The organism is Rhizobium sp. NZLR1 (assembly GCF_017357385.1).
Classification (GTDB): domain Bacteria; phylum Pseudomonadota; class Alphaproteobacteria; order Rhizobiales; family Rhizobiaceae; genus Rhizobium.
On the sequence record NZ_CP071632.1, the window covers coordinates 4,463,617 to 4,475,443 of the forward strand.

Sequence of the window (11,827 nt, forward strand, 5' to 3'; positions counted from 1 at the left end):
ACAATGAACTGGTTGAAAACCGTCGCCGCCGCTGCCCTCATTCATGCTGCTGCCCTCCTGCCTGCCCATGCCGGCGAGAACCTCGCCGCCATCAAATCGGCCGGCGTCTTCAAGATCGGCACCGAAGGCACTTACGCGCCCTTCACCTTTCATGACGAAAGCGGCAAGCTCGTCGGCTTCGACGTCGAGATCGGCGAAGCGATCGCTGCCAAACTCGGCGTCAAGGCCGAGTTCGTCGAGGGCAAGTGGGATGGCCTGATCGCCGGCCTCGACGCCAAGCGCTACGACACCGTCATCAACCAGGTCGGCATCACCGAAGCCCGCAAACAGAAATATGATTTCTCCGAACCCTATATCGCTTCCAAGGCCGTGCTGATCATCCGCGACGGCGACGACAGCATCAAGACCTTCACCGATCTGAAGGGCAAGAAATCCGCCCAATCGCTGACCAGCAATTTCGGCAAGATCGCAACCGAAGCCGGTGCCGAACTCGTCGGCACCGACGGTTTCGATCAATCGATCCAGCTCGTGCTGACCAAGCGCGCCGACGCCACGATCAACGACAGCCTCTCCTTCCTTGATTTCAAGAAGCACAAGCCGGACGCGCCGGTGAAGATCGCCGCAGAGCAGGAAAATGCCGATTATTCCGGCATCATCATCCGCAAGAACGAGCCGGAGCTTCTTGCCGAAATCAACAAGGCGCTTGCCGACATCAAGGCCGACGGCACTTACAAGAAAATCGCCGACAAGTATTTCGGCCAGGACGTTTCGAAGTAAGTCCCACTCAAGAATGGCCCCTCCCCCCTTGTGGGGAGGGGTTGGGGAGGGGTATTCGAGATATCACCACCCAACTGACGAGAGGGAACGCCCCTTGCCGCACTGGCTCCAACTCATGGCGGATTCGCTGCCCTCGCTCCTCTGGGCGGGGCTGATCTTCACCATTCCGCTGACGCTGCTGTCCTTCGTCTTCGGCCTGGCCCTCGGGCTCGCCACCGCAATCGCCCGACTCTTCGGGCCGGCGCCGCTTTCCGCCATCGCTCGTTTCTATGTATGGGTCATCCGCGGCACGCCGCTGCTCGTTCAGCTCTTCGTCATCTTCTACGGCTTGCCGAGCCTCGGCATCCTGCTTGACGCCTTTCCAGCCGCCCTGATCGGCTTCACGCTGAATATCGGCGCCTATAGTTCCGAGATCATCCGCGCCGTCATTTCCTCGGTGCCGAAGGGCCAGTGGGAAGCCGCCTATTCGATCGGCATGAGCTGGCGCCAGGCGATGAGCCGCACCATCCTGCCGCAGGCCGCCCGCGTCGCCGTGCCGCCTCTGTCGAACACCTTCATTTCGCTGGTCAAGGACACCTCGCTTGCCGCCGCAATCACCGTGCCGGAGCTCTTCCAGGCGGCGCAGCGCATCGTCGCCACCACCTATGAGCCGCTGATCCTCTATATCGAGGCGGCGCTGATCTATCTTGCCCTAAGCTCCGTCCTCTCGCAGCTGCAGGTGCGGCTGGAACGCCGCTTCGCGCGTTATGGCGGCATGCTGGAGGCAAATGCATGATCGAGCTTTCCAACATCGAAAAGCGCTTCGGCGACGCCGTCATCCTCAAGGATATCAGCATCCGCATTCCCGAAGGCAGCGTCACCGCCCTGGTCGGGCCTTCGGGCGGCGGCAAGAGCACGCTGCTGCGCTGCATCAACCTGCTCGAAATTCCGACCGCCGGTTCCATCCGCCTCGGAGAGGAAACGCTGGCCTTTGCGCCGGGCAAACGAACGAGCTGGCAGGCGATCCAGAAGATCCGCCGCCAGACCGGCATGGTCTTCCAGAACTTCCAGCTCTTCCCGCATCAGACCGCGATTGAGAATGTTATGGAGGGCCTGGTGACAGTCCTGAAATGGCCGAGGGAAAGGGCGCGCGAGCGGGCGATGGAGTTGCTGACCAAGGTCGGCATGACCCACAAGGCCGATGCATGGCCTTCGACGCTCTCGGGCGGTCAGCAGCAGCGTGTGGCGATCGCTCGCGCCTTGGCGCCGTCGCCGCGCGTGCTTCTCTGTGACGAACCGACCTCGGCGCTCGATCCGGAACTCTCGGCAGAAGTGGTCGATGTGCTGGGTCAGCTTGCCCGCGAAGGCACGACCATGGTGATGGCGACTCATGATCTCAGGCTTGCCTCGAAGATCGCCAATGACGTCGTCTTTCTGGAAGCCGGAAGCGTGGTGGAAACGGGTAGCGCCAGGGCGATCTTCACTGCGCCGGAGCGCGAACGCACCAAGCGCTTCATCTCGACGATCAACGCGGCGCATACCTACGACATTTGAAGCAATGCCGGGATGCGGCCATCCCGGCATTGCTGGAACTCCAATCAGGAGGCCGTGACGACGGCGCGCGCAGCCTTCAGCGCATTGCCCCACCATGTGATCTGATCGAGCAGGTTCTTGGCAGCCTCGTTGAGATGGGCGTAATCGCCAAGGCTCTTGCCTTCCTTGAGAACGGCAAGATATTCGCTGAATGCGATGTGGACACCGGTCTTGACGGAAGCAGCGCCCATTTCCACGAAGATCAAACGCAGTTGCTCGACCGCACGTGCGCCGCCGACGCCGCCGTAACCGACAAAACCGACCGGCTTCTGGATGAATTCGCCGAGATCGATCGCGTTTTTCAGAACGGCCGTCGGAGCATGATTGTACTCGGCGGCGGTGAAGATGAAGCCGTCGAATTCGCGCAGCTTCTTCTTCCAGCGCTCGGCGGAGTCGCTTTCCGCTGTGGTGGCGCGCGCTTCGCCGAAGAAATGCATGGGATAGTCGATAAGATCGAGAACTTCGACTTCCAGATCGGAGCGCTGGCCGACCAGCTCGGCAATCCACTTGGCCGGATGTTCGGCGAAACGGCCAATACGCGTGCTGCCGACAATGACGGCAATCTTCAACTTGCTCATGGAGATGATTTCCTGATGGGTCTTGGGGGCGGATGGTGGGAGCGCAAGTCTATGAGAAAGTCTCCTCGCCGGGCAAGGCAAGGAGACTGCCAACTCGTCGAAAAATCTGCTTTTCACCGCCCGATCATACACAATCGGGTGATTGGCCGCAGTCGTTGGACAGCAGAACGAAGCCTCTCGGCGACGATCGCCCGCCCGTTGCTCAAGCGCCATAGACGACGAGCAGGTCCTTGGCGTCGATCTGATCGCCGGCCCGCACCAGCACCTCCGAGATCGTCCCGTCCTTTTCCGCATGCAGCGCCGTTTCCATCTTCATCGCCTCGATGGAGACGAGCACGTCGCCGGCACTGACCGCCTGACCTGGAGAGACGAAGACACGGCTGATGACGCCCGGCATGGGCGCACCGACATGGACGGCATTGCCCGGTTCCGCCTTGCGGCGGACGGCTGCACCTGTTGCCCCATGGGCCCGGTCCGGCACCTTGATGCGGCGCGGCTGGCCGTTGAGTTCGAAGAAGATGGTCACCATGCCCTGGCTGTCAGTCGCGCTCATCGCCTGGTTGACGATGACCAGCGTCTTGCCGCGTTCGATATCGGCAAACAGTTCCTCGCCATCTCCAAGCCCGTAGAAATAGGCCGGCGTCGGCAGCACCGAAACCGGGCCGTAGGTATCGGAGGCAAGCGCGAAGTCGGTGAACACTTTCGGGTACATCAGGTAGGAGGCGAATTCGAAATCGCTGACCTCACGTTCCAGCTTCGTCTCGATGACCTTGCGCTCAGCATCGAGGTCGGCCTCCTTGAGCAAGGAGCCGGGCCGCACGGTATAGGGCTTGTCGCCCTTCAGGGCCTTCTTCTGCAGCGTTTTCGGCCAGCCTGAGGGCGGCTGACCGAGATCACCCTTCAGCATCGACACCACCGATTCCGGGAAGGAGACTTCCTTGTCGGCGCTGACGACATCGGCAACTGTCAGGTCCTGGGAGACCATCATCAGCGCCATGTCGCCGACCACTTTGGAGGACGGCGTCACCTTGACGATATCGCCGAACATCTGGTTGGCATCGGCATAGGCCTGCGCCACCAGATGCCAGCGGGTCTCGAGGCCGAGTGAGCGGGCCTGTTCCTTGAGGTTGGTGAACTGGCCGCCCGGCATTTCATGTAGATAGACTTCCGAGGCCGGGCCTTTGAGGTCGCTTTCGAAGGCGGCATATTGGTTACGCGCCGCTTCCCAATAGAAGGAGACGCGGCGGATCCACTCCGGATCGAGGCCCGGATCGCGCTCCGTACCGCGCAGCGCCTCGACGATCGAGCCGAGACAGGGCTGCGAGGTGTTTCCGGATAGCGCATCCATCGCCGCATCGACCGCATCGACGCCGGCATCGACGGCGGCAAGCACGGTCGCGGCCGCAATACCTGATGTATCATGCGTATGGAAATGGATCGGCAGGCTGGTCGCTTCACGCAGCGCCTTGAACAGAACCTTCGCAGCCGCAGGCTTGAGGAGGCCGGCCATATCCTTGAGCGCGATGATATGCGCGCCGGCCTTTTCAAGCTCGACCGCAAGGTCGGTATAGTATTTCAGATCGTATTTCGGACGGGCCGAGTTCAGGATATCGCCGGTATAGCAGATCGCCGCCTCGCAGAGCTTGTTCTCCTCGGCAATGGCATCCATCGACACCCGCATGTTCTCGACCCAGTTCAGGCAATCGAAGACGCGGAAGAGATCGATGCCGCCCTTGGCTGCCTGGCGGACGAAGTATTTGACGACATTGTCGGGATAGTTGGTGTAGCCGACGCCGTTGGCGCCGCGCAAAAGCATCTGCAACAGAAGGTTCGGCGCGCCCTCGCGGATCAGCGCCAGGCGTTCCCACGGATCCTCCGTCAGAAAGCGCATCGAGACGTCGAAGGTGGCGCCACCCCAGCATTCGAGCGACAAAAGGCTCGGCAGTGCATGCGCATAGGTGCCGGCGATGCGGGCGATGTCATAGGTGCGCATGCGGGTGGCGAGCAATGACTGGTGGCCGTCGCGCATCGTCGTGTCGGTCAGAAGCACGCGTTTTTCATTGCGCATCCATTCGCCGAATTTCTTCGGACCGAGCGTGTCGAGCAGTTGCTTCGTTCCATCCTTGACCGTGTTGCCATTGGCGTAGGGAACCACCGGCTGGGCAGCGTTATCAAGCGGCCTTGGCCTGTCCTTGGCCTCGGGATGACCGTTGACGGTGACGTCGGCCAGATAGGTCAAGAGCTTCGTCGCGCGGTCCTGGCGCTTGACCTGCTGGAAGAGTTCCGGCGTCGTGTCGATGAAACGTGTCGTGTAGCTGTTGTCGCGGAACTTCGGATGGCCGATGATCGCTTCGAGGAAGGTCAGGTTGGTAGCGACGCCGCGAATACGGAACTCGCGCAGCGCCCGGTCCATGCGGCTGATCGCTTCGGACGGATTCGGCGCCCAGGCCGTGACCTTGACGAGCAGCGGATCATAATAGCGGGTGATGATAGCGCCCGAATAGGAGGTGCCGCCGTCGAGACGGATGCCGAAACCCGACGCCGAGCGATAGGCGGTGATGCGGCCGTAATCCGGAATGAAATTGTGCTCCGGATCCTCGGTGGTGATGCGGCACTGCAGCGCATGACCGTTCAGGCGGATGTCAGCTTGAGCGGGAACGCCCGATTCCGGCGTGCCGATCGCAAAGCCGTCGAGAATGTGGATCTGCGCCTTGACGATGTCGATGCCGGTGACGACTTCGGTCACCGTATGCTCGACCTGGATACGCGGATTGACCTCGATGAAGTAGAATTTGCCGGTATCGCTATCCATCAGATATTCGACGGTGCCGGCGCCGACATAATTGGTCGCCGAGGCGATCTTCAGCGAATAAGCGGCAAGCTCCTGGCGTTGCGCTTCCGAGAGGTAGGGCGCAGGCGCGCGCTCGACGACCTTCTGGTTACGGCGCTGGATCGAGCAGTCACGTTCAAACAAATGAACGACATTGCCGTGTGTATCGCCGAGAACCTGGCTTTCGACGTGGCGGGCGCGTTCGACGAGCTTTTCCAGATAGACCTCGTCCTTGCCGAAGGCGGCCATCGCCTCACGTTTGGCCTCGGTCACTTCACGGGCCAGATCCTTCGGATCGCGGATGGCGCGCATGCCGCGACCGCCGCCGCCCCAGGAGGCCTTCAGCATGACGGGATAGCCGATCTCCTCGGCCATCTTCGCCACTTCGGCCATATCCTCCGGCAACGGCCCCGTGGCCGGCACCACAGGCACGCCGACCGAGATCGCCAGGTTGCGCGCTGCGACCTTGTTGCCGAGCTGGCGCATCGTATCGGCCTTCGGGCCGATGAAGATGATGCCGGCCTTGTTGCAGGCATCGACGAATTCGGGACTTTCCGACAACAGGCCATAACCTGGATGAATGGCATCGGCGCCTGAGAGCTTTGCGACGCGGATCACTTCCTCGATCGACAAATAACTTTCGATCGGGCCCATGTCCTTGGCAAGATGCGGGCCGCGGCCGACCTGATAGCTTTCGTCCGCTTTGAAACGGTGCAGCGCCAGCTTGTCTTCCTCCGCCCAGATCGCCACGGTTTTTATTCCAAGCTCGTTGGCCGCGCGAAACACGCGAATGGCAATTTCGGAGCGATTGGCAACGAGTATCTTGGAAATGGGCAAAACGGTCTCCTCAGGCGTTCAGACGCGGGCATGCTGCACCCGCGAAGGAAATTCTTAACTTCTTGTTACAGGAAGTTCAATTTCTCTTGCGACTGCGAAATGCAATTTCTCGCCATTCTAAATGCTGATGATGTCAGGCCGGATCGGCATAAATCGTATTTCTTATCAAAATCAAAGGCATAGCATGAAAACCGCTCATCCTTTCGGCATCATGCTCTAGCTTATCAAGCGGTGACGGAAGGCAAGCGCCACCGCCTGCTGCCGGTTTTTCGCCTTCAGCTTGTTCTGCAAGCCGTTCATATACCAGTCGACGGTGTGGTTTGAGATCTTCAGCATCTTGCTGATTTCCATCGAGGTCATGCCTTCGGCGAGATAATGCAGGATCTCCATTTCGCGTCGCGTCAGCGGCGTGTCGGCCGGCAGCACGGTTTCCAGCGCCTCCGCCTCATCCTTCAGCTCGAGCAATCGCCAGAAGCTTTTGCGTGCCACGGCCTCGAAAAGGGCGATCTCCACCGGCGACAGCTCGATCGGCTTGCCGGCGAGACTGAGGTTGCCGAGAATGCCGTTCCGTCCGTGGATCGGAAAGATATAACCGTCTTCCAGTCCGTGACCGAAAGCATCGACCATCATCTGCTCCATCCGACGCTTCTGCGCATCCTTGCGGAATGCTGCCAGGCTTTCCCGCCAGCGGAAGGGCCGCTGCGCATGAGCGAGGTAGCGCACCATCGGATCGATCAGCACATATTTTTTCGCGGTATAGATTTGCGGCCATTGTTGCGGCCAGCGGCCGGCAAGCGCCGCAGCCCAGGGTTCCGGATTCTGCTGCGCCGGATTCTGCGGCAAATGGCGCCGTAGGCCGTAATATTCGAAGCCGCAATCTTGGATGACCTGCTCCAGCTCGGTAACCACGGCCTGAGGATTTGACGTTTCTTCCAGAATGATAAGCAATTGAATTAACAAATTAATATTCACAAAATGCCCCTTGCCCGGACGGATGCCCGCATCGAGGCCGTCGGCGGCTTTTCAAATTGGTCGCGAAACGGTCTTCTTCAAAAAATGCAGTCTCTAATTTAATGCTGCGCTAAATATTTATTAAAATGCAAGCGCAAATTGTTGCAGGGATATAACCGAGCAGAAAATTCAGCGCCATAGTCATCTCGTCGAATCCCACGATAATGCGATCGGGTTACTCGTCGCCTCGATGGACCCTGAATACTCCGTTAATCGCCGGTTCAGGTAACCTTTTGTAGCATCGCATCATCCCGTTTCGCAGATGCATAAGAGGTTCGACGTGACGCTATTCAAGGTCTATGCAAGAGCTCTGCGCTATCTCAGCGCCTACAAGCTGCGCGTATCCCTGGTCGTGGTCGCAAACATCGTTCTGGCGACAATTACCATTGCGGAGCCGATCCTGTTCGGTCGCATTATCGATGCGATTTCGGGCAAGGGTGAGGTCAAGCCCATCCTTTTCATGTGGGCGACCTTCGCCGTTTTCAACACGGTTGCCTTCGTCCTGGTCGCCCGCGAGGCCGACAGGCTGGCCCATGGCCGGCGCGCGACGCTGTTGACGGAAGCCTTCGGCCGGATCATCTCCATGCCGCTTGGCTGGCACCATCAGCGCGGCACCTCAAACGCGCTGCATACATTGCTGCGCGCCTGCGAGACGCTGTTCGGTCTCTGGCTGGAATTCATGCGCAACCACCTGTCGACGGTTATCGCGCTTGCCCTTCTGATACCGACGGCAATGGCGATGGACCTGCGCCTTTCCGCCGTGCTCATGGTGCTCGCCGTCGCCTACTGGATGATCGGTCGCGTCGTCATGAGCCGCACCAAAGACGGCCAGGCTTCGGTCGAAAACCATTATCACACCGTCTTTTCGCATGTCAGCGACTCGATCAGCAACGTGTCTGTCCTGCACAGCTACAACCGCATCGAGGCTGAAACCAAGGCGCTGAAATCCTTTGCCGACCGCCTGCTCGAAGCCCAGTATCCGGTGCTCGACTGGTGGGCGATCGCCAGCGCGTTGAACCGCATGGCGTCGACCATTGCAATGATGGTGGTCCTGATCATCGGCACCATGCTTGTTCAGGCCGGCCAGCTGCGCGTCGGCGACGTCATCGCCTTCATCGGCTTTGCCAACCTGCTGATCGGCCGCCTCGACCTGATGCGCCAGTTCGCCACGCAGATTTTCGAAGCCCGTTCCAAGCTCGAGGAATTCTATGCGCTCGAAGACTCGGTGCGTGAACGCGAAGAACCGGCCGGCAATGGCGAGATCAAGGACGTCAAGGGTGCGATCGAATTCCGCGACGTCTCCTTCGGCTTCGGCAATAGCTCGCAGGGCCTGCACAATGTCTCCTTCTCGGTGAAGGCAGGCCAGACGGTCGCGATCGTCGGCCCGACCGGTGCCGGCAAGACGACGCTGGTCAACCTGCTGCAGCGTGTTTACGACGCCCAAGGCGGCCAGATCCTTGTCGACGGCACCGATATCACCAAGGTGACCCGCAAGTCGCTGCGTCGTCACATCGCCACCGTCTTCCAGGATGCGGGCCTGCTGAACCGTTCGATCAGCGACAATATCCGCCTCGGCCGTGAAGGCGCCAGCGAAGAGGACATGCGCCGTGCGGCCGAAGCCGCCGCTGCCGCCGACTTTATCGAGACCCGTGAGGATCGCTACGATACGCATGTCGGCGAACGCGGCAACAAGCTCTCTGGCGGCGAGCGTCAGCGCATCGCCATCGCCCGCGCTATCCTCAAGGACGCGCCGATCCTGGTGCTCGACGAGGCGACCTCGGCGCTCGACGTCGAGACTGAAAACCGCGTCAAGGCCGCAATCGACAACCTGCGCCAGAACCGCACCACCTTCATCATCGCCCACCGCCTGTCGACGGTCCGCGAAGCCGATATGGTGCTCTTCCTAGACGACGGCCGCGTGGTCGAACAGGGTAGCTTCGACGAACTCAGCCACAGCAACGGCCGCTTCGCCGCCCTGCTGCGCGCCAGCGGTATCCTGACGGACGAAGAGGTCCGCAAGGCCCATACCACCGAAGCCGCCTGATCGGCTTGGGTTTCAAACAAAGGCCGGAGGGTAACTCCCTTTCGGCCTTTTTTGTTGGGCTGGGTTAAGAGGCTGCATCGAACGGCATTCCTACGACACGCTTTAAGACTTTGCTTTATCCGAATACCGCCGTGGACGATATGCATTGGCACTGTGCCGTGTGGATATCCCCTCTGCCCTGGCGGGCATCTCCCCACAAGGAGGGAGATCGGCTGGCGCGATGGTTTCCCCAAACAATGACCAACTGATGTCCCGCACGGCAGTAGAGAGGAATTGAGGGCCAACCACTGGCTGATCTCCCCATCTGTGGGGGAGATGCCCGGCAGGGCAGAAGGGGCTCACACGCAGCAACGTCTCGATTCCAAGCCAAACCGATTGACCACCCTACCGATCTTCCTAATTTCCGGTTTGATACCGACTACCGAAGGGAAAAACCATGAAGGTCCTGCGCATCGTTGCCAATGTCCAGGCACCTGACATCACCATGGCCCGGCGGTTCTATCAGGATATCCTCGGTCTTGACGTCATCATGGATCACGGATGGATCGCGACGTTCGGCGCCCCGCGCTCGATGACCGTTCAACTCAGCGTGGCCAGCGAAGGTGGCTCCGGAACGCCGGTACCGGATCTCTCGATCGAGGTCGACGACCTCGACGCCGTGTTTAAGGCAATGTCGGCGGCTGGCTTTCCCATCGAATACGGCCCGGCCGATGAGCCCTGGGGCGTCAGGCGCTTCTATGTGCGCGATCCTCTGGGCAAGCTGGTGAACATCCTTGTTCACAAAAACTAAGCCGGCGGCCATCGGCCGCCGGCTCCCTTCATCTCACAGGCATATCCAAAGCCTATTTCCGATCGTTGCGGCGATAGACGTTGGCCGTTCCGCCAATGCGGACGGGCACCGGGACGCTGGCGAGCTCCGTGACCAGTTTCGCCTTGACCTTGCCCTGCTGGCGCTTGCGTTCGAGATAATAGGCATAGGCGAATTGCGTCGCGATACCAACGATCACCAAGAGCGGACCGACCAGCGGATCCTTATTGGTAATATAGAGCACTACCTGGCCAATCATGGCGAGGATCGTGCCGGCGACGAAAATGTTCAGCGAATGGCGGCCGAGGATCGCCAGCGGATGGTCTGCAGGACGGCGCAGAATGCGCGAGAGCGCCGGAATGCTGATGACCAGATAGGTCAGTGCCAGCACGTGCAACAGACGCGGCAGCGACAGGAAGGTCTTGTCGAAACCGGTGATGACCGTCGGCAGGCCAAGTGCGGCCAGCGAATTGCCGAAGACCCAGAGCTGGCCGGTCACCCAGACAAAGGACAGCGCGACGTAACCGGCAGCGGCCGCAAGCAGCAGCCGATGCCGGGGGATGGTGCCGCCGCGCTTGATATGCAGCATCGAAACGATGCCGATCGAAAACAGGAACTGCCATGAAAGCGGATTGAGGAACCAGTAGCTTTCGATCAGCATGTTGTGCGGCGCCACTTGGTAGATGCCCGCAAGCAGCCAGACCGTGCCGGAAACGCCGAGCGCCAGCAACGGGCTCCGGGCATTCAAAAGCAGGATGATCGGCACCATCAACATCAACGCGCCGTACATCGGCAGGATATTGTTATAGCCGATCTGGTGGCCGAGCAGCAGCAACGCCGGAATGCCTTCCTTCAGGTTCATCAGCACCGCCAGGATGTTGATTTCGACCAGCAAGCCCGGCCGGTGAAACAGCCACGCGCCGCAGATAAACAGCGCCAGCGTCATGAAGGTGGTGATCATGTGGGCGAGATAGAGCGTGAAGGCGCGCTTCACCGCCTTGATCGCCATCGTCAGCCGGTTGCCCGGCCGGAACCCGGAACCGTAGGCAAGGCCGACGGCAATGCCCGAGATCAGCACGAAGGCTTCTGCAGCATCGGAAAAACCGAAATTCTTCGTCGTCAGATATTCGAAGATCTGTCCGGGAACATGGTTGATGAAGATCATGATCAGCGCCACGCCGCGCAAGACGTCGAGCCTTGTATCACGTATTGGCGCGGCGGCGGATAGGGAACTGCGCCCAGTGACGATGGCTTGGGTCGGCGTGCTAGCCATGGGTGTCTCCTTGTCATCCGATTTGCAAACGCGACGGCGGCCAAAAGGGTTCCCTTTTGGCCGCCGCGAATCGCCGTGTTTTTCAGCGTGGAGGACG

Annotated in this window: 9 protein-coding genes; 5 read left to right on the top strand and 4 right to left on the bottom strand. The window is 60.2% G+C overall.

The features are described 5' to 3' along the window. The first annotated feature begins 3 nt into the window (after positions 1-3). The 3 genes from J3O30_RS21900 to J3O30_RS21910 all read left to right on the top strand — a co-directional run bounded on the left by J3O30_RS21900 (position 4) and on the right by J3O30_RS21910 (position 2,310). A complete protein-coding gene (locus J3O30_RS21900; RefSeq protein ID WP_207582237.1) occupies positions 4-777 on the top strand; it encodes an amino acid ABC transporter substrate-binding protein in 774 nt (257 codons plus the stop codon). Positions 778-871: 94 nt separating this feature from the next. Next, a complete protein-coding gene (locus J3O30_RS21905) occupies positions 872-1,552 on the top strand; it encodes an amino acid ABC transporter permease (protein ID WP_164007407.1) in 681 nt (226 codons plus the stop codon). After that, positions 1,549-2,310, top strand: coding sequence for an amino acid ABC transporter ATP-binding protein (locus tag J3O30_RS21910; RefSeq protein WP_207582238.1), 762 nt, complete (start codon positions 1,549-1,551; stop codon positions 2,308-2,310). The genes J3O30_RS21905 and J3O30_RS21910 overlap by 4 nt, the downstream gene beginning before the upstream one ends. 44 nt (positions 2,311-2,354) lie before the next feature. Here the strand turns inward: J3O30_RS21910 and J3O30_RS21915 are convergent, their stop codons facing one another. The 3 genes from J3O30_RS21915 to J3O30_RS21925 form a co-directional block, all read right to left on the bottom strand. After that, positions 2,355-2,927, bottom strand: a complete 573-nt coding sequence (locus J3O30_RS21915; protein WP_207582239.1) for an NAD(P)H-dependent oxidoreductase — start codon at positions 2,925-2,927, stop codon at positions 2,355-2,357. A gap of 202 nt (positions 2,928-3,129) precedes the next feature. Beyond that, on the bottom strand, positions 3,130-6,594 hold the full coding sequence (gene pyc / locus J3O30_RS21920; RefSeq protein WP_207582240.1) for a pyruvate carboxylase: 3,465 nt from the start codon (positions 6,592-6,594) through the stop codon (positions 3,130-3,132). A gap of 216 nt (positions 6,595-6,810) precedes the next feature. Beyond that, complete coding sequence (locus J3O30_RS21925; RefSeq protein WP_207582241.1) at positions 6,811-7,566, bottom strand: LuxR family transcriptional regulator; 756 nt, start codon at positions 7,564-7,566, stop codon at positions 6,811-6,813. A gap of 319 nt (positions 7,567-7,885) precedes the next feature. Here J3O30_RS21925 and J3O30_RS21930 point away from each other — a divergent pair, with 319 nt between their 5' ends. Next, positions 7,886-9,649 carry a glucan ABC transporter ATP-binding protein/ permease gene (locus J3O30_RS21930; protein ID WP_207582242.1) on the top strand — a complete coding sequence of 588 codons (1,764 nt, stop codon included), beginning with the start codon at positions 7,886-7,888 and terminating at the stop codon, positions 9,647-9,649. Positions 9,650-10,085: 436 nt separating this feature from the next. Next, a complete protein-coding gene (locus J3O30_RS21935) occupies positions 10,086-10,439 on the top strand; it encodes a VOC family protein (protein WP_207582243.1) in 354 nt (117 codons plus the stop codon). Between the two features lie 52 nt (positions 10,440-10,491). Here the strand turns inward: J3O30_RS21935 and opgC are convergent, their stop codons facing one another. Next, a complete protein-coding gene (gene opgC / locus J3O30_RS21940) occupies positions 10,492-11,730 on the bottom strand; it encodes an OpgC domain-containing protein (protein WP_207582244.1) in 1,239 nt (412 codons plus the stop codon). Positions 11,731-11,827 lie beyond the last annotated feature (97 nt).

What these genes read in the sequence shown, in the direction of transcription:
- J3O30_RS21915 (WP_207582239.1), bottom strand. Translation starts at nt 2,927, where the DNA reads ATGAGCAAGTTGAAGATTGCCGTCATTGTCGGCAGCACGCGTATTGGC.
- opgC (WP_207582244.1), bottom strand. Translation starts at nt 11,730, where the DNA reads ATGGCTAGCACGCCGACCCAAGCCATCGTCACTGGGCGCAGTTCCCTA.
- J3O30_RS21910 (WP_207582238.1), top strand. Translation starts at nt 1,549, where the DNA reads ATGATCGAGCTTTCCAACATCGAAAAGCGCTTCGGCGACGCCGTCATC.
- J3O30_RS21935 (WP_207582243.1), top strand. Translation starts at nt 10,086, where the DNA reads ATGAAGGTCCTGCGCATCGTTGCCAATGTCCAGGCACCTGACATCACC.
- J3O30_RS21900 (WP_207582237.1), top strand. Translation starts at nt 4, where the DNA reads ATGAACTGGTTGAAAACCGTCGCCGCCGCTGCCCTCATTCATGCTGCT.